Annotated in this window: 22 protein-coding genes and 2 pseudogenes; 20 read left to right on the top strand and 4 right to left on the bottom strand. The window is 44.2% G+C overall.

The features are described 5' to 3' along the window. Positions 1–16: 16 nt before the first annotated feature. On the top strand, positions 17–1072 hold the full coding sequence (locus tag AC0TWI_RS15250; protein WP_488127191.1) for a sugar ABC transporter substrate-binding protein: 1056 nt from the start codon (positions 17–19) through the stop codon (positions 1070–1072). A 211-nt stretch (positions 1073–1283) separates the two neighbouring features. Here AC0TWI_RS15250 and AC0TWI_RS15245 read toward each other — a convergent pair whose 3' ends face one another. Genes AC0TWI_RS15245 through AC0TWI_RS15235 form a run of 3 tightly spaced genes read right to left on the bottom strand, consistent with a single transcriptional unit; the run spans position 1284 to position 3027 of the window. Then, the gene (locus tag AC0TWI_RS15245; protein WP_488127190.1) at positions 1284–1577 is read right to left on the bottom strand and encodes a hypothetical protein; all 294 of its coding nucleotides are present in this window, start codon (positions 1575–1577) and stop codon (positions 1284–1286) included. After that, a complete protein-coding gene (locus AC0TWI_RS15240) occupies positions 1559–2542 on the bottom strand; it encodes an anti-sigma factor (RefSeq protein WP_488127189.1) in 984 nt (327 codons plus the stop codon). Before AC0TWI_RS15240 ends, AC0TWI_RS15245 begins: the two co-directional genes overlap by 19 nt. Then, positions 2542–3027 carry a sigma-70 family RNA polymerase sigma factor gene (locus AC0TWI_RS15235; RefSeq protein WP_488127188.1) on the bottom strand — a complete coding sequence of 162 codons (486 nt, stop codon included), beginning with the start codon at positions 3025–3027 and terminating at the stop codon, positions 2542–2544. The genes AC0TWI_RS15240 and AC0TWI_RS15235 overlap by 1 nt, the downstream gene beginning before the upstream one ends. Before the next feature lie 253 nt (positions 3028–3280). Here AC0TWI_RS15235 and AC0TWI_RS15230 point away from each other — a divergent pair, with 253 nt between their 5' ends. Further along, positions 3281–4102 carry a hypothetical protein gene (locus AC0TWI_RS15230; RefSeq protein WP_488127187.1) on the top strand — a complete coding sequence of 274 codons (822 nt, stop codon included), beginning with the start codon at positions 3281–3283 and terminating at the stop codon, positions 4100–4102. A gap of 19 nt (positions 4103–4121) precedes the next feature. Beyond that, the gene (locus AC0TWI_RS15225; RefSeq protein WP_488127186.1) at positions 4122–4787 is read left to right on the top strand and encodes a hypothetical protein; all 666 of its coding nucleotides are present in this window, start codon (positions 4122–4124) and stop codon (positions 4785–4787) included. Positions 4788–4883: 96 nt separating this feature from the next. Here the strand turns inward: AC0TWI_RS15225 and AC0TWI_RS15220 are convergent, their stop codons facing one another. After that, on the bottom strand, positions 4884–6257 hold the full coding sequence (locus AC0TWI_RS15220) for a vWA domain-containing protein (protein WP_488127185.1): 1374 nt from the start codon (positions 6255–6257) through the stop codon (positions 4884–4886). A 260-nt stretch (positions 6258–6517) separates the two neighbouring features. On the opposite strand from AC0TWI_RS15220, the gene corA reads away from it, so the two are divergent. The 17 genes and pseudogenes from corA to AC0TWI_RS15135 all read left to right on the top strand — a co-directional run bounded on the left by corA (position 6518) and on the right by AC0TWI_RS15135 (position 24927). After that, entirely contained in the window at positions 6518–7474 is a 957-nt protein-coding gene (gene corA, locus AC0TWI_RS15215; RefSeq protein ID WP_488127184.1) for a magnesium/cobalt transporter CorA, read from the top strand. A gap of 97 nt (positions 7475–7571) precedes the next feature. Next, on the top strand, positions 7572–8039 hold the full coding sequence (locus AC0TWI_RS15210; protein WP_488127183.1) for a MarR family winged helix-turn-helix transcriptional regulator: 468 nt from the start codon (positions 7572–7574) through the stop codon (positions 8037–8039). A gap of 92 nt (positions 8040–8131) precedes the next feature. Continuing rightward, positions 8132–9070: a ring-cleaving dioxygenase gene (locus tag AC0TWI_RS15205; RefSeq protein ID WP_488127182.1), complete on the top strand. Its 939-nt coding sequence runs from the start codon at positions 8132–8134 to the stop codon at positions 9068–9070. A 35-nt stretch (positions 9071–9105) separates the two neighbouring features. After that, positions 9106–9732, top strand: a pseudogene (locus AC0TWI_RS15200) (alpha/beta hydrolase). Between the two features lies 1 nt (position 9733). Next, positions 9734–10345 (top strand): NAD(P)H:quinone oxidoreductase, encoded by a 612-nt coding sequence (wrbA, locus tag AC0TWI_RS15195; protein ID WP_488127181.1) that lies wholly within the window; start codon positions 9734–9736, stop codon positions 10343–10345. A gap of 169 nt (positions 10346–10514) precedes the next feature. Next, a complete protein-coding gene (gene bglB, locus AC0TWI_RS15190) occupies positions 10515–11600 on the top strand; it encodes a beta-galactosidase BglB (protein ID WP_488127180.1) in 1086 nt (361 codons plus the stop codon). 36 nt (positions 11601–11636) lie between these two features. Continuing rightward, positions 11637–12710, top strand: a complete 1074-nt coding sequence (locus AC0TWI_RS15185) for a glycoside hydrolase family 88/105 protein (RefSeq protein ID WP_488127246.1) — start codon at positions 11637–11639, stop codon at positions 12708–12710. After that, positions 12707–13378: a rhamnogalacturonan acetylesterase gene (locus AC0TWI_RS15180; protein ID WP_488127179.1), complete on the top strand. Its 672-nt coding sequence runs from the start codon at positions 12707–12709 to the stop codon at positions 13376–13378. Before AC0TWI_RS15185 ends, AC0TWI_RS15180 begins: the two co-directional genes overlap by 4 nt. Before the next feature lie 23 nt (positions 13379–13401). Continuing rightward, on the top strand, positions 13402–15411 hold the full coding sequence (locus AC0TWI_RS15175) for a beta-galactosidase (RefSeq protein ID WP_488127178.1): 2010 nt from the start codon (positions 13402–13404) through the stop codon (positions 15409–15411). Next, positions 15408–15721 (top strand): annotated as a pseudogene (gene rhaM / locus AC0TWI_RS15170) (L-rhamnose mutarotase). The gene AC0TWI_RS15175 and the pseudogene rhaM overlap by 4 nt, the downstream one beginning before the upstream one ends. 741 nt (positions 15722–16462) lie before the next feature. Further along, on the top strand, positions 16463–18256 hold the full coding sequence (locus AC0TWI_RS15165) for a cache domain-containing sensor histidine kinase (protein ID WP_488127177.1): 1794 nt from the start codon (positions 16463–16465) through the stop codon (positions 18254–18256). Then, a complete protein-coding gene (locus AC0TWI_RS15160; protein ID WP_488127176.1) occupies positions 18234–19382 on the top strand; it encodes a response regulator transcription factor in 1149 nt (382 codons plus the stop codon). Before AC0TWI_RS15165 ends, AC0TWI_RS15160 begins: the two co-directional genes overlap by 23 nt. A 31-nt stretch (positions 19383–19413) precedes the next feature. Next, positions 19414–20712, top strand: a complete 1299-nt coding sequence (locus AC0TWI_RS15155; RefSeq protein WP_488127175.1) for an ABC transporter substrate-binding protein — start codon at positions 19414–19416, stop codon at positions 20710–20712. 218 nt (positions 20713–20930) lie between these two features. Next, entirely contained in the window at positions 20931–22229 is a 1299-nt protein-coding gene (locus tag AC0TWI_RS15150; protein WP_488127245.1) for an ABC transporter substrate-binding protein, read from the top strand. Between the two features lie 224 nt (positions 22230–22453). Beyond that, positions 22454–23335 carry a carbohydrate ABC transporter permease gene (locus tag AC0TWI_RS15145; protein WP_488127244.1) on the top strand — a complete coding sequence of 294 codons (882 nt, stop codon included), beginning with the start codon at positions 22454–22456 and terminating at the stop codon, positions 23333–23335. Further along, on the top strand, positions 23332–24180 hold the full coding sequence (locus AC0TWI_RS15140; protein ID WP_488127174.1) for a carbohydrate ABC transporter permease: 849 nt from the start codon (positions 23332–23334) through the stop codon (positions 24178–24180). The genes AC0TWI_RS15145 and AC0TWI_RS15140 overlap by 4 nt, the downstream gene beginning before the upstream one ends. Before the next feature lie 102 nt (positions 24181–24282). Then, positions 24283–24927 (top strand): YesL family protein, encoded by a 645-nt coding sequence (locus tag AC0TWI_RS15135; protein ID WP_488127173.1) that lies wholly within the window; start codon positions 24283–24285, stop codon positions 24925–24927. Positions 24928–24944 lie beyond the last annotated feature (17 nt).

Below are 24944 nucleotides of genomic sequence, written 5' to 3'. Positions count from 1 at the left end.
AGGGGAGGGATAGAGGATGGGGAAGAAATATGGGACGGCAATTTTTCTGCTGGCGTTCTTGATTTTGACTGCGGGATGTACAGTCAGCACTACCGAACAGCCTGCTGCACGGATCCAAGACGTTAAGCTTACAACGGAGGAAGAAAAAGTGTATGTCGGGTTTGTTCTAGACACTTTAAAGGACGAACGCTGGTATAAGGATAAAGAATTGTTCGAAGCTCAAATCATCAATCAGGGTGGAAATGTAAAGACATTGGCTGCTAATGGACTGGACGATATTCAAATTAAACAGGCTGAATTGTTAATTGAAGAGGGAGTCGACGTACTCGTGGTCGTTCCCCATGATGCCGAAGTGTCAGCAGCCATTGTCGAGCTCGCTCATAAGGCAGGTATAAAGGTGCTATCTTATGACCGGCTGATCAAAAATGCCGATGTGGACTATTATATTTCTTTTGATAATGAAAAAGTCGGAGAAATACAAGCGACATCCATACTAAGTCAAGTATCCTCCGGTAACTTTGCCTATATCGGAGGCGCAGAAACGGATAATAACGCTATCCTTTTTCGGCAAGGAGCCATGAAAATACTGAAGCCTTATCTGGATAACGGAGAAATCAGCTTAGTGTATGATCAGTATACGGAAGAGTGGGAACCGACGGTAGCCGAAGCAAACATGCTAGAGGCACTGAAAACAACAGGCAACCAGATTCAAGCGGTGGTCGCTGCGAATGACGGCACTGCAGGCGGTGCCGTAAAAGCTCTATCAACAGCCGGCCTGGAGGGCAAAGTGCCGGTCACAGGACAAGACGCAGAACTGGCCGCTATCCGAAGAATCATGGATGGCACCCAAACGATGACCGTCTACAAACCGATCCAGGCACTGTCGACTCAAGCAGCGGATATGGCACTCAAAATCGGAAGCGGCGAAGAGGTTGAGACGGAACATGTAATAAACAATGGTAAAATTGATGTTCCTTCTGTCCTGCTGGAGCCGGTAGCCGTGACAAAGGACAATATCCGGGATACTGTCATCAAGGATGGGTATTTGGCTGAAGAAGAGGTATATAAGTAATTTGTCTTTTGGTCGCTCGCATGAATAATATGGACATGCATGCCGGGCGCAGAGCGAGTGTGCTGGGCGAACCTTCGAGCCGGGCAGATGTTTTGCCAGGCAGGCTGCTAGGAATGGTTCTTAAAAAATGTAATGGCCACGAAAAAGAAATGATCCTGGTATGCAAATAAGAGGAGCAGCATATTTGGGCTGCTCCTCCTTTCTTGAACCCTCAAGGAAACGGGTTAACCATCCAACCTAAGAAAAACATGACCATGGCGAAAAAGTAGATAAAGATACCTAAACCGAACCCCCAAAAGCCAAGGGGCCGGCTGTCTCTTTGAAAGAAGGCCAAAAACCCAAACACAATAGCGAGCATATTCCATGAAAAGATATTGTTTATAATCGGCAGTTCGTAGTTCAACAAAAGAAAAATATTGAGGAGTGCCAGGCCTGAAAGACCAATGATCACACTGAGCCAGCCGAGTGACAAGAAAACTTTTTGCTTTATCGTCCCCAGTTCCATAACTTCACCTCTCCTACTTTCATATAGCGTACCATCTCCAAATCTTTAAGCTTTTCAATTTCCGCTTTCGGTCCCGTTACGACGACGCCGTATGTCTTGAACCCGTTGTTCTGGAGATAGGCAATCCGCTCTGCCAAATCAAGATTCTTATGAGACGAAACCTTGACTGCAATCTCTTCATACGGCTCGATTTCTTTTAACATCTCCAGAAACGTTTGCTCATGCGAGGAAGAATCTCGGAACGGGGACCAATATGTCTGGTCCAGCTGTACTGGATAGCCGATTGGCGAAATCAGATCGCCGTCAGAGCTGACCATCTCTTTTTCAGTCCCGGTATAAATGGCGGCCCAAGTTACATCGACGTTTTTCATACTTTTCACCACTTCATCCACAGCATACAAGTCGTTTAGAGACATATATGCCTCGGCGACCGTTCCTTCCGGCAAGCCGGAGAGGGTTTTCCACTCTTTATCGCTGTTAAACTCCACAGTGTTTGCTGGATGTGCGAGCCATTGATTCGTTTGAGTCGGATTTTTTGGATAGACTTTCTCCAATTTTGAGTCAGACTCCGTTTTTACCAGTTTGTCCAGCAAGAAGGTTAAATCATAGTGTTTTGCTGGATAAACATCATCTCCAATTTGCTTGTACTGATCAAACCCGAGGGACATGGAAAACAAAGAAAACTCCATATCAAACTCCATTTCTTCCAAGGTTGTATTCGGCTCGGTAATGTACAGCGTCTTGCTGGCGGCGTCCATTAACGTGGTGGATTTTGTTCCGAATGCATAATACATAAAGGTGAGTACATAGCAGGTTGGAACAATGAGAAGGAGGACCGTCATGGTACTCAGTATCAGTTTCCACCTGGAAGATTTAATGGCCATTTTCAATTTTTTCGGTCCATAGGGCTCTTTTCGAATACTGGTTTCTTTCGCTTGCCGGATTAATTTATCGTATGGATCCATTACATCTTCTCCTCTTGTAAAATGTTCCGCAGCTTCTTTCTCCCCCGCGCCAAATGGCTTTTTAACGTATTTGTTTTGATGTTTAAAATATTTGCAGCCTGTTCATTTGTCCAATCGTGAACATCGCACAGTAGGATAGCTTGCTTTTCCGGGGGGTTGATCCGATCCAAATAACTCAGTAATTCCAAACAGGAATCCTTTTCAACAAGGATGGCTTCCGGCGTAGCGAGGTCAGGGTCATTGCAGGAAAACTCATCTGTCACTATGTCATGTTTTCGTTTCCGTGCCCAATCAATGAATGTGTTGTACCCCACCTTGAAAAGCCATGGCTTTAATTCTCTAATCTCCCCTGTAAGCAAGACGATGTGTGCCTTTGTAAAAGTTTCCTGAATCAAATCCTCAGTATCTGCGTGGCTGCGGGTTAAGGAATATAGATATCGGTATAAGTCATTAAAGTGCATTAAATAGATTTCCTCAAGGTCCATCGCTTCCCGCCTTTCATCCTATCCACGTATGAGTTTCTTAGAAAGTTGCATGTTTTTGTTTTTATTTTTTGAAATGCGGTTAAATTCTCTTTTCACCACCACAATCATAACCATAACATGGTTTCAGGTGGACATATCAGAATAAATTGATAACGGAATTTTTGCATGCTACGATAAATGAAAAAGAATCCTCTTATATGGTAGCTCGTTGGATATCCATCGAATTTTTGGCAAAGGAAAGCGAGGGACTGCCATGAAAAAAGGTATATGGGCGATTCTTTCGCTGGCAGTAATGGATCTGATTCTAGCCGTCATGCATCACTTTGGTTATTACTTTCTTTTTCTAAAACCAACAGGTTACTTAATCCCGCTAGTTATGAATATTTCGGTTCTGGCAGTGATTGGCTTTCGTTCAACCCGGCTTCATCGTGGCTGGTCGGTTGCTCTCATCCTTTTCAGCCTGCCGATCGTGCTTTTCTACAGCCTGTTGATATGGTTTGGGGAATACAGCTATGAAAGAATTCAATCTCCTTCCGGAAAACAGGCTCTTTTCATACAGTACCGGGATTTTACACTGGGGGAGACGACATATTCGTATACTTTTTATCAAACGAAGTACGGATTGATCGGCAGATTGCTGGACGATCAGTCCATCAGTTTAATTGTTCGAGCGGAGCGTGTGCCTGGCCAGGGAGCCGAAGAAGCATTGGGAATGGATCACGCTGATTGGCTGACGGATACCCTCGTCCGTTTTTCAACATGGAAAGGTATGAGAGACGTCTATTTGGCTCCTCATGCCTCCAAAGAGAAGAAAGCCGCTGACATCGAAGCGTTTATGGAGGAAGCGGCTAATGAAAAGAGAGGGAAGTCGATTGTCGTCTATGGAAACCGATTGGAAGTGGAGGTTGATCAAGCTTCCGGAGAGAGCTGGATAGAAGTGGACAGCCCGCAGGATAACGGACCGATTCCGAGACAGCAGTGTTCCCGGATGATCCGTGACGAGGAGCAGGGCTATTATATGCTTGAGGAATGCACACATAAATGGGAATATCCTTTGTATCCGTTATTGAAATGAGCAGGTGGAGGGAATCTGGATGAAAAAACAAGTTGGCTGGTGGTATATGCAATTGCTGTGTCTCGTTTTTCTGTTAGGTGCATGCTCCAAGGCTTCACCTGCCCAAATTTCCGAGGAAGAATCGCCCGCACAGGCAGCAAATCATGCAGCAATCGAGGACTCCTATACCCGATCCTTTCTCGTCTCTGATAAAGAAGTGGCTGTTGGGCATTATGAAATGCGCACTTGGACAGATGCCTATTCTCTTTGGATACCAGCCGCTGCAACGCTGGATGAGGTGTACTACCACAAGCGGCAGAAATCCTGGGAACAATTCCTTTATGACTGGATCGATGAAAAGGAGAATATTTCATACGGCATCTTCGGCCAGTTTGAGGATCGCCATGATGCAGAGGAAGCAGGCCTCCGCCAGTTGACGCGGCATATGAAATACGATGGGGATTATGAACGGACAGAGGATAACAAGCACGTCGATTATTTTGGCAGCATGATCACAGAGGTTGGGGAAGAAAAGATACCAGACTATTCCTATCTTGGCTTTATCAAGGACAAAGAGAGCAATAAGTCGCTGCGCCTCATCTACGGACACAACTGCAGTGACTGGACGACAAACTGCAAAGCCGATACAGACAGTATCCGGGGTCACTTTTGGAGAATTATGAAGTCTGTAAGATTTGAGAATTGAGGATCCACGAATAAGAAGACGTACCATCTCTCAGTCACATAGAGTTGTATGAAAACAAAATTCCTCCCCCAATGATTAGAGGAGGAATCTTCTGTTTTACTCGCGGCGGCCTCGTAATTTTTGCCGCTCTTCATATCCTTTATCTCGGATTTCTTCCCGATTTTCATAGCCTTTTGTCCGCAGTTCGTCACGGTAGTGATAAGCGGTTTTTCTTGCGTATTCCCTGAGCGCGTACCCGTTATCCCGAATCAGTCTCCGTATATCATACATATCCACTTCATATTTCTCAGCGACAGGCCCGGATAAGTCGAGCAAACGTCCTTCCTCAGCGTGGACGAGGGCAATCATTTCTCTTTCCGTTTCATACATCAAGTCCACTCTTTTGCCTTGTGAATCGTAGTTTTTGTTCACATTCTCTGACTGCCAAGCATACCACTCATTCAGGAGGCGGGATTTTTCCTTTCTGAAAAAATCAGCGAATTCCTGTTTGCTCCGGACGGTTGAGTATTTCCCTTTTCCTGCTTCTGCCACCTTTTTCAAAGCTTGCTGGCCTTCATTATCGACATCGAAGCCGATAATATTCACCATCGCCTTGATGTCAGATTCATTCAGTTTTTTCGCTGCGGCGACTGGATCACCGTCGCATGTCTCAACTCCATCACTAACGACATAGACAATGTTCTCGACATTTTCCCCTGACCGGCTGAGCAGATCATCATAAGCAGATTCAAGAGAAGCGCCGAGCGGAGTCCAGCCTGCAGGCGAGAATTGATCCAATGCTTTCATGAATTCGGTCTCATTGTACGGGCTGAATGGATAGACTTCCTCTGTGCTGCTGCAGGATAATTCTTTATCGGCATCGCTGCCCGTCCCTTTATGTCCGTATACCCGCAGTGATACATTCGTGTTCTCGGGCAGGCCCGATGCAAAGTCCTTTACTGCGTCCTTCGCTAGCTTCATCATCTGTTCTCCACCGATTTGAGCTGCCATACTGCCGCTCGCATCAAATAAAATCTGGACATTCAATTCTTTCCCTTCCGGCTGATTCATCTCTCCGGGCTCGGCACTCGCATCCTCATAGGAGGTATCCATCGAATTGAACGTTTCATAGAAGGGGCGGTAATCTTCAGCCATCAGGGCGAGCATGCGATAATAATACTCTTCGGCTGTCTTGCCTTCAGGAAATTGGTCAATCGCACTTTTTACCTTTTCCTCATCATAGTTATCTCCGCTGTATTTGCCGGGCTCCAACTGCACACGCTCTTCTGCTTCTTCAGTCTGATACTTGCTGTAATCGGTGTCATCGACAGGTTCCTTCGCATTTTCCTTTTCAGTATCTTTCTCGTTTGCTGCCGTTTGTTTCGGCTTATCCGCTATTACTGGGGCGGTCTCTTCTTTTTCGCCTCCGGAGCAGGCGCTGGCAAGTACTAGCACTGCAAAAGAAGCGAGCATCAGCCATCGTCTTTTCATGCTTATTCCTCCTTTGGAGCTCCCTAAATAATCGTATGAACAGTCTCACACTTATCGTAGCATAAGACTTACAGCGATTTTACGGGCGGCAGGCAGAGAGTGGAAAAATGAGACTTTTGTAATGTAAGACTCATGGCCCGTGAAGCTCTTCACCTTTTTTTTGCATCTGGGAGCATCATGCAAAAATACGGATTGCGGATATTCGCTCTGAGAATAGGGAAGAAAGATAGCACGAAAGCAATCGGATAAGAGGGTTATACATGATTAACTTTATTGGCGTTACACGAAAAAATGAATTGGAAACGGGGATCTCGATCAGCAGCATTGATTTTTCCCGTTATAAATGGTTCTGGGCCGATTTTGCCGATGCTTCAGAAAGTGAAATTGCACATCTTTCGGATACTTTTCAATTCCATCCGCTCGCAATTGAGGACTGCGTACACAGACTTCAACGGCCAAAGCTTGATTATTATGGAGACTATGCTTTTTATGTCGTCCATACGGTTAGAGAAGAAGAGATGGAGTTGATTGCAGAAGAAATCGACTTCTTCATCGGGGATCACTTCATTGTAAGTTTCCACCGTCAGCCATCACCTGAAGTTTCATCCGTATGGGAACGACTGGAGGAAGGGAATAACCTTAAGAAGTGGGATCCGTTCTATGTGTTTTATTCGATACTTGATAAAATCGTCGACAATTATTTTCCGATTATGTACAAAATTGAGGATGAGCTTGACGAAATTGAGGACAATACAAAAAACAAATCAATGAATACCTTGATGGAAGAGCTGTTTGACACCCGGTACGTGCTGATCAAATTGAGGCATACTGTAAACCCGATGCGCGACTTGCTGTACCGGATGCTTAACTCCCATCATCTCAAAGGTGTCAGGGACCGGAAAGAATACTTCGCAGATATACATGATCATTTGCTGAAATTATCCGAAATGGTGATGTCTACAAGGGAAATTACAGCTGATATCAGAGACAGCTATCTTTCCTTTAATTCGCATCAGACAAACAATGTGATGAAGGTCCTTACGATCATCACATCGATTTTCGCTCCGCTGACACTGATCGCCGGTATATATGGGATGAATTTTGATCATATGCCGGAACTTCACTGGAGATTCGGTTATGCTCTCTCCCTCGTTATAATGGCTGTCATTGGCGGGGCGATGGCTCTGTATTTTAAGCGGCGCGGCTGGTTCAAATAGCACTTCCTGCTCCCGCACTTTCGCCAAATCCTTGACAAACAAAATAGCACTGTATTATAATTATCTCGAAACCGAGATAAATTAGAAGGATGATGAAATGGATATACAGAAACACAACCAGCAAGATGAAGAATTATCATTGAAGCTGTTTGTTGTTCTGACACGGGCATTGGATTCCATCAAAAAGCGGGTGGAAGAAGATATTAGGTCCCTCGGTCTGAACACGACAGAATTTGCTGTTCTCGAACTTATTTATAATAAAGGGGAACAGCCAATCCAAAAGATCGGCGAGAAGGTGCTGATCGCGAGCAGCAGCATTACCTATGTCGTTGATAAGCTGGAAAAGAAAGGGCTCCTGAAGCGCAAACCCTGTCCGAACGATCGTCGTATCACCTATGCGGCAATTACGGAGGAAGGGAAGACTTTCATGGACTCTGTTTTTCCGGAACATAAGCAGGCGATCACAGAAATTTGTGGAGGCCTGGATATTGAAGAGAAAGAGGCCTTGATACAATATTTGAAAAAACTAGGTTATTACGCTCAAGAACAAGGTTCCAGGTTCTGAAACAGCAGCAGCGTTTCAGAATCTCTATTTTACTTATATATCTCGACTTCATAGTATCTTAATTCGAACTAATGAAAGAAGGCATAAATGATATGGGAATGCGCACAAGCGGAATCCATCATATTACGGCCATTGTCGGCCATCCTCAGGAAAACGTTGATTTTTATGCAGGGATTTTAGGGTTGCGGCTGGTGAAAAAGACGGTGAACTTTGATGATCCGGGCACGTATCATCTTTATTTCGGTGACGAGGGTGGGCGTCCGGGGACGATCATCACCTTTTTCCCATGGATCAATGCAAGGCAGGGCGTGATCGGTGACGGTCAGACAGGTGTGACAACCTATGTGATTCCAGAAGGATCGATGGGATTCTGGGAAAAGCGATTCGGAAAGTTTCAGATGCCCTTCAATAAGACAGAGCGCTTCGGAGAGAGGTTCTTGCAGTTTTTCGATCCTCATGGACTTCGATTGGAGTTGGTTGAACGGAGTGAGGGGGCGGCAAATACTTGGTCTTTCGGAGAAGTGACACCTGAAGTGGCAATCAAAGGTTTTGGCGGCGCCATTTTATTTTCCGCCCAGCCAGATGAAACGGCAGATTTACTTCAAAACGTGATGGGGCTCGAGCTTGTCGGCAAGGAAGGAGATTATATCCGTTTCCGCTCCTCTGCTGACATCGGAAATATCATTGACCTGAAGGCTGCCCCGTCCGGAAGAGGACATATGGGTGTCGGAACTGTTCACCATATTGCATGGAGGGCGGAAGCTGACGAGGATCAGCTTGAATGGCAAAGGTTATTGGCAGCCAACGGTTACCACGTCACGCCTGTCCAAGACAGAAATTATTTCAACTCTGTTTATTTTAAGGAACATGGTGAAATCTTGTTTGAGATCGCAACAGATCCTCCGGGATTTGCAATTGACGAACCAAGGGAGGTGATGGGCGAAAAGCTGATGCTCCCTGTTCAATATGAACAGTACCGGCAACAGCTGTACCGTACATTGCTGCCAATTGCGGTGCGGGAAATGGACTGATTGCAGCCGTTTTAATGTCGGCAGGAGAAGAAGTTCTGAAACACCTTTTTAATAAGGGGAAAAACCCCCGGCAAGCCGACCTTTCTGCTGCCTTACGGGGACCGGCGGGAATGAGCATGGCCTATTGCCGATCGCTGAAAGAATCAATTCGGACGCGTTTGTCTTGAGCGTTCGCGCAAATGTTTTTGAATAATGGCATGCCCCGCTTTATTAAAAGGTTGGCGGAAAGGGTATTTGATGAGGAGGACCTGATCTTCCGTACGGGAATTGCAGGGATTCCTTGATGAAACTTTGGAAACGTATGGGCTCGGAAGGGATAACATGATGGCAATTGGGTATTCTAATGGAGCGAATATCGCTGCGACTATTGTTTCATTTTCAGGATAGCTTGAAGAGAGCGATGCTCCTTCATCCGGTGGTTCCAAGGAGAGGAAATGGTCTCCCGGAACTTTCTGGCAAGTCCATATTTAATGCGGCCGGCAAGAATGCCCCTATCTGTCCTCCCGCCGAAACAGAGGAATTGCCATCACTCCTTGCCGGGGCGGATGCAGACGTCGTCCTCCATTTGGAGAACCGTGGTCATCAGGCTCAGTTTGGATGAGGTTGAGACGGCCAAAAAGTGGTATAAATCGAGTAACCTAACAAAAGGAGATGGAAAATAAGATGGAAAACGTAAAAGTAGCAGTTGTATTTTATAGCATGGGTGGAACAAACTATCAATTGGCTAAGTGGGCTGAAGAAGGAGCGAAGGAAGCCGGCGCTGAAGTAAAAGTGCTGAAAGTAGAAGAATTGGCTCCTGAGTCTGTCGTAGCAGCAAATGAGGCATGGAAAGCAACAGCTGATGCAACGAAGGACGTTCCAGTTGCAACATCCGGCGATCTTGAATGGGCAGACGCAATCATCTTCAGCGTACCGACAAGATTCGGCAATATGCCTTCCCAAATGAAGCAGTTCCTCGATATTCAAGGCGGACTTTGGGCTACCGGCAAAACAGTGAACAAAGTTGTGAGTGCGATGACATCTGCTCAAAACCCGCATGGCGGACAAGAGGCGACATTGTTGTCCTTGTACACATCAATGATGCACTGGGGTGCGATCATCGCTACACCGGGCTACACTGATCCTGTTCTTTTCGGCGCAGGCGGAAACCCATACGGAACAAGCGTTACAGTCGGCCAAGACGGTAAAATGATTGAAGATGTAGAAGGAGCAGTCAAACACCAGGCGAAGCGCACAGTACAAGTCGCTGAATGGGTGAAAAAAGGTAATCAATAAGAGAGTGTGGGCTTGCCGCTTTGCGGCGGGCCCATTTTTAATGAGTATCATGAATAAACACTGTTTTTTGATAAAAGTTTACTGAATTTTATATTAATAGGGGTGATATGTTCTCATATAATTGGAGTTAAAATACCTAGCGTTATCTTATAAAAAGGGGGCAGGCAATTTGCATAGACAGGAAATTGAACAGAAGATCGAGCTCTTGATTGATAATCTGGTGAATTTAAGTGATCCTGAAGGGAAATATGCTATCCCGCTGGCAGACGGGCGAAAAATTGATAACAAAAGCTTCAATTATTGGGAGTGGACTGCAGGAGTTGGCTTGTATGGAATGATGAAATATTACAAGCTTACAAAAAATGAGCAAATCTCATCCATTATAGTGAAATGGTTTGAAGAACAACTGAAGGGTCCAGCCATTGAGAAGAATGTAAATACGATGGTGCAAATGCTGACATTGGCTTATCTTTACGAGGAAACGGGTAATCCTGCTTATTTGCCGTATTTAGAGACATGGGGCGACTGGCTCTACTTTGATATGCCGAGGACAATCGATGGAGGCTTCCAGCATGTTGTGTTTGGTTCTGAGAATAACCAGCAACTATGGGATGATACGCTCATGATGAGTGTCCTGCCTTTGGCAAAAATCGGTCTTTTGCTTGATAAGCCGGAATACGTAGAGGAAGCGAAAAAGCAATTTCTTGTACATATTAAGTATTTATTCGATAAAAAAACGGGTTTATGGTTCCACGGCTGGACATTCGAAGGAAATCATAACTTTGCAGAGGCGCTATGGGGGCGCGGAAACTCATGGGTCACGATTGCGATACCGGAGTTTTTGGATCTGGTTGAACTGCCCGTGAATGATCCAATCCGTCAAATCCTGATTGATACACTGGCAAGACAGTTGGAGGCATTGGAAAAATGCCAAAATGAAAGCGGTTTATGGCATACGCTGCTGCTTGACACAACATCCTATTTAGAGGCTTCCTGTACAGCCGGTTTTGCTTTTGGAACCTTAAAAGCTGTACGAAAACGCTATGTCGATAAATCCTATTTGGAAATGGGATTGAGAGCAATGGATGCGGTGATTGAAAATATCAATGAAAATGGTGAATTGCAAAATGTATCGGCTGGGACAGCGATGGGAGATAAGGCTGAATTTTACAAGACGATCCCTGTAACGGGGATGCCTTACGGTCAATCGATGGCCATCCTGTCGTTGGTTGAGTACTTGTATCTGAACATATAGAAATAAACACTAACAATAAGAGAGAGGGGATTCATGATGCCGCCGCTTCTAATCGATGAAAAGAGAATAAGAGAAACGATTGATCTTGTCGTCAAAAGGACGGTTCAGATGGATTTTGACTGGGATTGGCCAGGAGGAGTCGCCTTCTATGGAATAACGAAGGCGTACGAAGCAACGGGACAAGAATCCTATTTGCAAATGGTAAAAGAATGGGTCGATGTTCAATTGGAAGAAGGGTTGCCTCCACTTACGATCAATGCCTCCTCAATCGGTCATTCCCTTATTGCCCTCTATACGGCGACGGGTGAACAACAATATCTAGACAATGCGGTATCGATGGCGGACTTCCTGCTATTCGATGCAGAAAGTTTTGCGGATGGTGTTCTTCAGCACACAGTAAACGGTATGCATGATGCCTTTCCCGAGCAGGCATGGGTGGATACGATGTTCATGGCCGGATATTTTCTGCTGAGGATGGGCCACCTCTTAGACAGAGCCGATTATTTAGAGTTTGGCTTGAAACAATACCATGGCCACGAAAACTTATTGCAAGATCATCAAACGAACTTGTATTATCACGGTTGGGATCAACTTGCCGGCAATCATATGTCAGGTGCTTTTTGGGCAAGAGGCAACAGCTGGGCTGCCTATACGATGGCGCGGGCTCTTGAATTAGTCAAAGTCCAGCACCCGTCTTTCATGGTCATCGCCGATTCACTTCGAGATCAGTTAAGCACCTTAGTCCGTCTCCAGTCTGAAACGGGACTTTGGCATACAATCGTAACCGATTCTGCTTCCTACCTTGAGACATCCGGGTCAGCGGGAATCGCTGCCGCTCTTTTATCGAAAGGAAAGCTGTACAACGGCTACATTCAGCGATCAATCGAAGGCATTTTAAAAGAAGTAAAGGAAGATGGCTCCGTCATGAATGTATCAGCAGGAACTGCCGTAATGGATGACGCACAAGGATATAAAGATACACCTAAGAAACGTGTGCAGGGATGGGGCCAAGGTTTAGTACTTGCCTTTTTTTCTGAAGTACTAAAAAGTACTGTGCTGCACGCGAAACATCATCCTCGACGTAACCCCATATCGAGGTTTGAAAAATGAAAAGTGCATGCAATCTTTTTCTAGCTGGTGATTCCACAGTAGCAGATTGTCCGGTTTATGAGGCACCGATGGCTGGCTGGGGGCAGTTTTTTCAGGAGTTTTTTACTGAAGAGATTGTAGTTTATAATCACGCCAAAGGCGGTGCAAGTTCTAATAGTTTCATAAAAGAGGGCAGATTGGAAACGATTTTGAAGAAAATAGAAAAAGATGATTATCTAATGATCCAATTTGGCCATAACGATCAAAAACCATACGGTACCCAACCGTTTACAACGTATCCTCGATTCTTAAATCAATATATTGAGGCTGCCAGAGGAAAAGGGGCGCATCCTGTACTGGTGACTTCTGTACACAGGAGACATTTTGATGAGGAAGGAAAAATTGTCAATACACTCGGGGAGTATCCTGCTTCAATGATTCAATTAGCGGAAATACAAAAGGTTCCTCTCATCAATTTATGGGAGGAGACACGCAACCTCTATGAAGGGATGGGGCCAGAGCTATCCAAGCAACTATTCGTTTGGTTCGGGCCTGGAGAGCATCCAAATTATCCAAATGGGATTCAGGATAATACCCACTTCTGTGAGAACGGTGCAAAAAAAATCGGAGAGCTTGTGGCAAAGGGGATTAGGGCCATGCAATTGCCAATCGCCTGCTTTCTGAAATAAACAAGATAAATGGAGAGAAGTTCATGGGTAAAAGAAGACTCTATCATGGTGCGGCATACTATCCCGAACTCTGGGATCAGGATCTGGTTGATGAAGATATTCGCCTTATGAAGGAAGCGGGCATTAACGTAGCAAGAATTGGTGAGTTCGCCTGGGCTGCAATGGAACCTAAAGAAGGTGAGATGGACGTACGCTTCTTTGCAGCCATTATTCGTCGGCTGTATGAAAATGGGATAGAGACAATTATGTGCACGCCGACCCCTACCCCGCCAATCTGGTTTTCACATGGGCATCCCGAGAGAATGCATGTTAGTCTGGACGGAAAAGTTATGGGGCATGGCTCAAGGCAGCATCCATGCACAAACCACCCTTATTTCCGTGAAAGAGCGGCCGCCATCACCGAATATATCGCCAAGGAACTGGGGGATTTGCCGGGAATCATCGGCTGGCAGATTGACAACGAGTTCAAGTGCCATGTCAGCGAGTGCATGTGTGCAACTTGCAAAAGCTTATGGCATCAGTGGCTGCAACAGCGCTATGGAATGATTGAGAACTTAAACGAGGCATGGGGAACGCAAATTTGGAGTGAATATTATCATTGCTTTGAGCAGGTGCCCCAACCTGGCCCGGCTCCCTTTCTGCACAACTCATCATTGAGTACGATGTATCAGCTCTTTTCCATGGAAAAGATTGCTGAATTTGCTGATGAACAGGCCGCCATTTTAAGAAGGCATTCGGATGCCCCTATCACCCATAACAGCACCACCTTTTTCAGCGTTGATAATGAACGGTTATATCAGAATCTGGATTTTGCCTCGTTTGATACGTATGCGACGATTGACCATCATCCTGCCTATCTAATGAATCATGACCTATGGCGGAATTTGAAAAAGGGAAAAGGGCACTGGGTGATGGAAACGAGTCCATCCTATGCAGCTTCCCTTGAAAGCCATGCAGATCCCCATCCGAATGGCTATCTTAAAGCAGAAGCAGTTGCCGCTTATGCGCTGGGAGCCGAGGGTTTTTGCTATTGGCTATGGAGACAGCAGCGTTCGGGCTGTGAGCAGCCGCATGGCTCGGTGATCAGTGCTTGGGGTCAGCCTACAGTTGGATACGCGAATGTCTTGGATGTGGAGCGAATGAGGAAGGAAATAGAGCAGGTGATCCTCACGACAAGACCTGCACAGGCCGAAGTAGCTATTACCTACTCTGATAGGGCCAGAGTATTTTTACAGACGGAACCCCACCGCGGCATCCAGTACCGTTCCTTAATGCTGGACTTTTATGAGCGGTTATTAACTCTTGGATTTCATCGGGATTTGCTGCCGGAAGGGGGGAGTTTAGATGGTTACAAACTTCTTTTTACGCCGTTTATTCATTACCTGTCCTCCGAGTATATTGCTAGCGCTAAGGAATTCGTCGAAAAAGGCGGGATCTGGATTGCAGGTCCAATAACCGGCGGGCGTACAAAGGAACATACAATTCACACAGATTGTGCATTAGGGGAATTGGAAAAAGTTGCGGGTATCGACGTCCTTTTCACCTATCCGATGGAAGGAACAGGCACGATTGGCCGGGCATTTGGCGAATCCGCGCAACTCGGGCTGTGGAGTTCTGTTTTTGAAAACGAGTCCGGCAAGACGGTCGGCCTGATTGAAGAGGGACTTTCTCCAGGGAAAGCGTTTATAACCGAACGCTCAATCGGTGATGGGAAAATCGTGATGCTCGGTTCATTGCCAATTGGGGAAGCGGGCGAGCGGATGCTGAAGGGGCTGATCGAACAGTATACTATGGAAGCTGGTGTCCAGTTGCGGATGGATGCTTCAAAAGGAACGATCATCGTTCCCAGGACAGGCGGAGATGGTGACGTGTGGTTTGTGATTAATATGGATGGAAAGGGAGGGAGTGTTGCGATTCCAAAGGATGGGAAAGATCTTCTGAAGGGTGAGAAGGTAAATAAAGGGAGAATGGGCCTTGGAAGATTCGAGTATCGAGTCATCCAATTCAGCCTTGAAGGAGGGCCTGTAAATTGATGCGCCTTGGGACGAGGATGAAGGTGTTGGAAGGCCATTTTGATGAGTACAAAAGACGCCACGATGCACTATGGCCGGAAATGTCGGCAGAGTTAAAAAACCATGGGGCCCGGCAATACTCCATTTTCTTGGATGAACAGACTGGGGATTTATTCGCCTATGTAGAAATTGAAAGCATGGAAAAATGGGGGTGATGTCTGAAACTCAAATATGCCAAAGATGGTGGGCATATATGGCCGATATTATGGAGACTAATCAGGATAACAGTCCGGTCACGACCACATTGAAGCAGGTGTTTTATTTAGATTAATTGTAAAAAACAATGGGTTGCCGGCACCCTCTGCATTCTCTGCTAGTTGGGCGAACAGCCAACTCAACGGAGCTCTGCGGAGATAGCAAGCCAAATAGACAATGAGCTTCATATAACTTTGGTAAATGATAGTTTGTCGAATAATAATGCATAAGATAACAGCTTATATCCTAGAGAGCCGTTCAAATACTCAAGTACCACCATTAACCGCAACGCTTAATTATTTATCCATCTTTTAAATAAGATAAAGACCTTCTCCATCAGTAGAGATAAACATGTATAGGATGGAATTCTTTTATACAAGAGGAATAGTCGTAGGAATAATCCAAATCACAAAAAAGTAACCATACCTTGTCCAGTGGAATGAGATAAAGGCATGGTTACTTTTTTCTATTGAGCATCCTGGTCACCTAATCTCGAGTAACAGAAAAACTCTGAGTTTTACATCACTATGGGGTTTCATTTATTAGAAAACCCATATAACGTAGGACTACTTCCAATCTTACGGCTAAAAGTAAACGTACCATAAATACCCTTAAGGCCTTAGAGATGTTTTGCTTTTCGGCTTGTTTACCTTGCATCCTTCAAGCGCCTAGTGCATTTTAATTATGATATTATAGGCAGCTGCGCCAATATTTGGGGTGCAATCAAGAAGGGGTTGATATAAAATAATATTGAATACGCTTCCAAATATGATGGGGAGAAATAACAACATTCTAACTTTGACCGGAGACGAGAAACATGAGAAGGCTGTTGTCTACAATAAATAAGAAATACGGAAATGCAAAAATAAAATACAAGCTGTTCCTGCTTGTATCGGGCATTTTGCTTCTCTCCTTTTTGTTTACTATATTTGGAGTGCAATATGCGTTTCATATTTATGATGAACAACTATACAGTAAATCCTCACAAGTTTTGAATACCTCCTCTAACAGTATTGAAAACGAATTGAAAAGGATGGAGGATGTTACCTACAATATTCTTTCCGATGATCAAATTCAGCGTTCACTCGCTTCCGTTAACAATCAAACCAGTGAATATGAAAGATTCCAGATTCGGACGAGTATCATCGATAAGTTACTTGCGCATATAAGCACTGGGAAGTATATACAGTCGATAACTTTGATTGATACGGGCGGTGAAGAGTATTTTGTGGGGCCGAGAGCGATGAAAATGCCACCGAAACAAAAGCTGAAAATAATTAAGAAAGCGACGGCCGCCGAGGGGAAAACGATATGGATCAATGACCCGGAGGCAAACAATTCTACGATCATCTCTACAAGGGAGATACGGGAATACAGGGATCTTAGCTTTGATACAATTGGAGTATTGGTTATAACGATTAACGTCGAACAACTTGTAAGAAATCTGCTTGAAGGTTCCTCGGAAATGGATGGAGAATTTGTGATGGCCAATATGAATGAAGTTATATACCCTCGAAATTCGAGTCGCATCTTTCAGGATTTTCCTTTGGATTTCAGTCAGAACTCCGGTTATCAAATAAAATCAATCGGCGGCAAGAACTATTTCATCGTCCAAATCAAATCAAAACATTTCGATTGGTATTATCTGAATGCCATTCCTTTTAACTCAATTTTTAAGAATATTGAAAATATAAAAACGGTCCTATTCTTTGTTTTTATAACAATGTTTTTATTCGTTTCAATTCTAGGGATGCGCTTTGCCAGGAGTATCACCAGTCCGTTGGAGAACTTGGTCGAGGGGATGCAGTCGATTCAAAATGGAGATTTCAAGGAGGCGAAGAAGGGGTTCATAGAACCTGCTTATATAAGGGAAGATGAGGTGGGGATGCTTCACACAAATTTTCAGCGAATGATAAAAGAAATGGATGAACTCATCTACGAGAACTACTCCAAGCAGCTAACAATTAAAGAGACGGAGTTTAAAGCCCTGCAGGCACAAATCAATCCTCATTTTTTATACAATACTTTGGAATCAATCAATTGGTTAGCAAAGATGAACAATCAGCAGCAAATATCCAAAATGGTGGAAGCACTCGGTTTTTTGCTTCGCAACTCGATCAGCATAAAAGAACCGCTGATTCCGCTTGAAGAAGAGCTTACGGTGGTGAGCAATTATATAGTCATCCAAACGTACCGGTTTGAGGAAAGGTTGGATTTTTCCCTTGATGTTCATCCTGAAGTAAGAGGTTGTCCCATCCCTAAATTGACGCTGCAGCCATTGATTGAAAACGCGATTCATTATGCGCTTGAGACAATGGTTGAGCCTTGCTGTATCCGGATTTACTCGAAATTGGAGAAAGAATCTTACCAGCTTATTGTGGAGGACAATGGTCCGGGGATGGATGAGGCAGTATTGGAGAAGGTGAGAAAGGGTGAAATGGAGACGAGGGGGCAGGGAATTGGATTAACAAACATCCATGAACGGATTCAGATTTCGTTTGGACAAAATTACGGCTTTACAATTAACAGCAAACGGGGCAGCGGTACCAAAGTCATCATAGTCTTGCCATATGACAAGGAGGGAGAACATGTACAAGGTATTGTTAGTTGATGATGAAAGGATTATTACCGAAGGCATGTCAAAGGTCATTAAATGGGAGTCTAATGGGGCGAAATTGATCGGGATTGCAAGGAATGGCTTAGAAGGTTATGAAATGATTGAAAAGCAAAGGCCGGATATTGTGATAAGTGATATAAAAATGCCGGGACTGGATGGATTGGAATTGGTAGAGAAAACACATAGAACCTTTCCGGATATCCGGTTTATCCTGCTGTCAGGATTCAGTGAATTCGGCTACGCCAAAAAAGCGATGCAATTTGGAGTGAGGCATTACCTGCTAAAGCCCTGTAATGAAAACGTGATCGTTAATGCGATGAAAGAAATCCAAGAGGAAATCAGGCTGCGAAAGGAACATGACAAGCGTTTTCGGGAAATCGGCCAAGCAAACGAATTATATAAACAAGCGCTTGAGAGCTTTGGCGGCCGCTCTTACGCAGGGGAAGCAACTATCATCACAAAAAGTGAGACAGATCCGGATTTCCCGGATGATGAACATGCACTATGCCGCCTGATAAAAAAAGGTAATTGGCCTGAAGTGCAGAATGAAATGGGGAATTTTTTCAATCGTCTGGGCGAACGGGACCTTGAGACCCATCAGACTTTGTCCTCTAGCATCCGTTTGTTTCAAGCGATGGCCAGGTTGGCAGAAGAGACTCACAGGAATCACCTTTTGTCCGAATTGCCCTCTCTTCTAGAAATGGATACAATCCAAAAGATGCATATGTTTTGCGAGGAAATTGCTAAAGAAATTACCGAAATTCATTATAAGCAAAACATGAAAAGGTTCTCAACAATGATTAATAAAGTCATCGACATTATTGATGAAAATATTAGTGACCCCTCTTTGAGCCTCCAAAAAGTGGCAAATGAGATGCTTTATATGAATGCAGATTATCTCGGAAAGCTTTTTAAAAAGGAAGTGGGAGAGAAGTTCTCTAATTACTTAACAAGAATTCGGATTGAACATGCAATCCGCCTGATCGAAATGGAAGGTGACGTAAAGGTGTTTGAACTGGCGGAAAAAATCGGATTTGGAGGGAACCCCCAATACTTCAGCCAAGTATTTAAAAAGCAAACCGGATACACTCCATCCGAATATAAACGTGAGTCTGGCTGAATTTGATTCCAAAGTAAAGGGGGAGGAAACGTTGAAAAATCTAGCAATTTCGCTATTACCCCTAACTATCTCTTTGTTCTTAAGCGGATGTGTGAACCCGAAAACAGCAAATTCGCTTAAGGAAAAAGAAATAACCACATTGAGGATCGCTTGGTGGGGTGAACAGCCAAGACATGATTATACAATTGAGGTTATACAATTGTTTGAGGAGAAAAACCCTGATATTCATATCGAATATGAGTATACGAATTGGGATGATTACTGGAAACGCCTGGCGCCGATGGGTGCGGCGAGTCAATTGCCGGATGTTATGCAAATGGATTTGATGTACTTAATACCATACAGCGATAACGGACTACTGGCTGATTTGCATCCTTATATAGAGAATAATGTCATTGAAACGGCCACAATTGACCAGAACATCATATCAGGAGGAATGGTAGGGAAGCATGTATACGGATTCCCGTTAGGTGTCAATGCACCGGCGGTCATCATCGACAGCGAATTATTGTCAGGTGTTGTGGGGAAGTTGCCGGATCCTGACTGGACATGGGATGAATTTGAAGAGTTTGCCATGGCTGCTACAGAAAAAGGGAAGATTTATGGAACAAATGGAATGAAACCGCCAGATGTCTTTTTTCCGTATTATTTACGCACTAATGGAGGGTCCCTTTATAATGCAGAAGGCAATTCCTTAGGCTACTCGGACGATCAACTGTTTATTGATTATTTTGCCAGGCAGCTGCGGTTGCTCAAGGAGGGGGCACTCCCGCGAGTGGATATTACAGAACAGATAAAGGGAATTGAAAATGAACTGCTTGTAAAAAAACAATCCGCGATGACCTGGGCATATTCTAATCAATTTTATGGTTTTTTGCAGGCAGCAAGTCGTCCGCTCGACCTTATGCCTTTACCCGGACCGGGACAGGGAGAAGGATTACAGGTGAAAGCAAGTATGCTCTTTTCCATTGCGACCAACTCCAATCATAAGGAGGAAGCTGCCCGGTTTATCAATTTTTTTGTCAATGATAAAGAGGCAAATACCATCATCAAAGGAGAACGAGGGGTTCCCGTCTCAGAGACTGTTGCCGAAGAGGTAAGAAAAGGGTTATCAGAGGATGAGACAAAGGTTTTTGACTACGTTCTTCAGATTCAAAAAGGGCAAGACAAGGTAGAACAAGCTCATCCTAGAGGTGGAATTGAAGTAGTGAACATATTGAATGATATATCTGAGCAGATTTTTTTTAAGAAAATTACGTTGAAAGAGGGGGCAGAAACGTTCAGAAGAGAGGCAGAAAAAGTTTTATTAGACGCTGAAACCGGTTCTTAGGTATAACCTGCACATAGAACTCCGGTAAAGGGGTCTTTTTTTTGTTTCTTTTATGTGGATAGACTGAAGTGCTATTGCTTATTTAATCTTCGCAAACGGTAGATGTCTGATTTTTAAACAAAGTGTGCGGTTATTTATATTCAGTCAATTCTGTAAACGGATATATAATCGGAATGTAAACACTTACATTATAGGGGGAATGGTTAGTGAAAAAATGGATGACGGTGATATTGTCGCTTGTACTCGTATTTGCGTTAACTGCCTGCAGTCAAAGTAGTTCAAATGAAGGCGGAAAAGATACTGCTAAAAGCGGAAGCGGGAAAGGAAAGGATGACAAAATCACTTTGCGAATGGCTTGGTGGGGATCTGACCCAAGACATGAGTATACTTTGAAAATTATTGATATGTACCAGGAACAAAATCCGAATGTGAAAATTGAGGCTGAGTACGCTGCGTGGGATGATTATTGGAAAAAGCTGGCCCCTCAGGCAGCAGCCAGCGAACTGCCGGATATCATCCAAATGGATTTATCTTATTTCTCCCAGTATGCCCAAAACAATCAAATTACCGATCTATCGCCTTATATTGGCAAAGAAATTGATACCAGTGATACAAGTGAAATTATTATTAATGGTGGAAAGCTTGACGATAAGCTGTTCGGAATCAATACGGGAGTGAACGTAATCGGATTCCAATACGACCCGGCACTTATGAAGAAGGTCGGAGTGGAATCCATCGCAGAGGATTGGACATGGAACGATTACACGGAGATTGCCAAGAAGGCAAAAGATGCTGGCCTCTATATTGATGGCGGAATGAAAGCAGATGTTTTCTTCAACTATTTCTTGAGAACAAAAGGCAAATCGCTATACAGCCAAGATGGGACAGGACTTGGCTATGACGATGATAAGCTTTTTGAAGAGTTTTTCACCATGACAGCTGATTTGGTAAAAGAGAAGTCGGTTCCAACCCCGGACTATTTGGCGCAGCTTAAGGGTCTTGAAGACAGTGATGTTGTAACAGAAAAAGGGATTGGTATTTGGCAATGGTCAAACCAATTCGTCGGTTTGCAGCAGGTGGCTGACCGTGAGTTGGTCATCCATAATATGCCTGGACCGGACAGCAAGAAGGGACTTTTCCTGAAGCCTGCCATGTTCTGGTCTGTTGCGAACAACTCCAAGCATAAAGAAGAAGCTGCCAAGTTTATTAACTTTATGGTCAACGATTTGGAGGCGAATAAATTAACGCTCGGCGATCGCGGTGTTCCTGGATCTTCCACTGTAAAAGATGCACTGAAGCCGCTTCTGGCCCCGGCTCAACAGCAAGTCTTTGATTATGTAAGCTGGGCGGAGGAAAACAGTTCGGAATTTGACGGCCCGGACCCTGTAGGAGCGGGAGAGGTGATTGAACTGTTGGATGGCCTGGCCGAACAAATGGCATACGGCTCACTGGATCCAAAAGATGGAGCAAAACAATTCAGGCAGCAAGCAGAAAGCAGACTTTCACAAAACAAATAAACATTCAAGCCGATGAGGCCGGTCTCAAACTAATCCGATCCCCGTTTAATGGGAAAGGCGGATGTGTTATGCGGCATGCCTCATCGCCCTTTCATCGTCCTTTTATCAAAGGATGATGATCCGGGGAAAAGGAGGATGGAAAAATGAGTGTACCTGCCGCAAAAGAAGTATTGCCGGAACAGGTGTATATCCCGACTTCATCGAGTGCCCGGAAGCGGGCACGAATGGAAAATATAAAGGGATATTTATTTATCAGCCCTTTCATTATTGGATTCCTTGCTTTTACGATCATTCCTGTGGTTGTTTCTCTTTATTTATCTTTTACACGCTACAATTTATTCTCCTCGCCGACCTGGATAGGTTTAGAAAACTATCAAAAAATGTTCACTGCCGACCCACGATATTGGCAGTCATTAAAGGTGACACTTATTTACGTATTTGCAGGTGTGCCGATGAGATTGGCATTTGCCTTGCTGATTGCGATGATATTAAATACGGCATCCAGGGCTGTAGGGTTCTATCGGACTTTGTTTTATTTGCCGTCGCTGATTGGCGGCAGTGTCGCAGTAGCCATTATGTGGCGTAATATTTTTGGCGATATCGGTATTGTTAATTTGTTATTGGGATTGCTTGGCGTTCCTGCTGTGCGTTGGTTTGGCGATCCTACAGCTGCCCTATGGATGCTGATTTTTTTATCGGTATGGCAATTTGGTTCCTCGATGTTAATTTTCCTGGCGGGATTGAAAGGCATCCCGATGAGTTATTATGAAGCAGCTAGCGTAGACGGAGCAAGCGGGCTCCAGAAGTTTTTCAAAATTACCTTGCCGATGCTAAGCCCTGTAATTTTATTCAATACCGTCATGCAGACAATCGCAGCATTTATGACATTTGTCCCTGCCTTTATCATTTCAAAAGGTACAGGCGGCCCTTTGGACGGCACACTTCTTTACTCTTTATATTTATTCCTTCAAGGGTTTGAATTTTTTAACATGGGGTATGCGGCTGCCATGGCATGGATTATGCTGATTATTGTGGGCATTTTGACAGCGGTTATTTTCATGACCTCCAAGTTCTGGGTTCACTATGAATCAGAAGGAGGCAGATGAAATTGAGAAAGTTCAAATCGGTTAAATGGTGGGCGTATCATATCCTTGTTGGCAGCTTCGCTATTCTTATGCTCTATCCGATTTTATGGCTGCTGATGAGTTCGTTTAAGGAAAGCAATGCTATTTTTACGACAGCCAAATCACTTATCCCAGATCCGTGGATCTGGAGTAACTTTTCCAAAGGCTGGGAAGGAATCGGCGGCAATTCTTTTGGTGTATTCATTAAGAACACTTCGGTGCTTGTTATTTTGACGCTGATTGGTCAAGTTGTTTCCTCAGCAGTGATTGCATTTGGATTTGCCCGGTTATCGTTTAAAGGAAAGGGATTTTGGTTTGCCGTCATGATGGTGACGTTGATGCTTCCATATGAAGTGGTAATGGTGCCCCAATACATCATCTTCTCTAAACTAGGCTGGTTGAATTCGTTGAAGCCGCTTGTTATACCAGCTTACTTTGGGCATCCATTCTTCATTTTCCTGCTCGTTCAATTTATCCGGACGATACCGAGGGAATTGGATGAGGCTGCGATTATTGACGGGTGCGGCACGTTCAATATTTTTACCCGGATTATTGTACCCCTCATAACGCCAGCTTTGGCAACTGCGTCTATATTTTCGTTTTATTGGACTTGGGATGCCTTGCTTGGGCCTGTATTGTATTTGAACAGCCCATCAAAGTATACGGTGTCTATGGCTTTGAATATGTTTCTGAGCAATGAAACGGTATCGAACTGGGGAGCGATGTTTGCTATGTCAATTGTGACCTTGATTCCCGTATTTCTCATCTTCTTCATGTTTCAGCGCTATGTAGTGGAAGGAATCAGTACGAGCGGATTGAAAGGGTAAACAAATGCGTTTGCTGCTTTAGATGATAAGGATCTGAAGGAGCAGTATTTCCCTTCTTTGCTATTTTACCAGTATACATCCGCATGGGGATAGGAGGACAAAATGGTTACAGAAGGTTTCATGGGCGGCTTATATCGGTGTATGGATTGGATTACGAAAATGGTTTTTTTGAATCTGCTGTGGATTTTTTTTAGTCTGCTGGGGTTAGTTATATTCGGTCTGATGCCAGCAACCGTTGCCATGTTTGCAGTAATACGGAAATGGATCTATGGGGAAGAAGATGTGGGGATCTTCACCGAATTTTTTACAGTCTATAAAAAAGAGTTCATCAGAAGTAATTTGTTGGGGCTCATTCTCGCATCGGTTGGAGTTGTTTTTTATGCGGATTTTCGTTTTATACTGACATCCTCGTATGAGACTGTTTCTCTGTTCTACATCCCGTTGGTCATTATAACTATGATTTTCATCTTCATGGCATTTTATATCATTCCGATTTTTGTCCACTATGAAATGAAAATTGGTCAAGTGGTAAAGTATTCGTTTTTTGTGATGATTATGAACCCGCTCTCAACCATTAGTATGGTTGCTGGAACGTTCGGGATCCTTTTGGCCCTTACGTATGCTCCACCGATTTGCCTCACATTCAGCGGAAATCTTCTCGCTTTGATCGTCATGAAGTTCTCTTCCAAATCTTTTGATAAAGTATACCGGAAATCAAAGTTATATGTGCAGGAACAAAGAGCTTAACCCTTTCGTTTTAGTAA

It is taken from the genome of Lederbergia sp. B243.17, assembly GCF_057657925.1.
The sequence above is the reverse complement of the archived record's forward strand: the minus strand, read 5'-3'. Positions and strand labels throughout refer to the sequence as shown.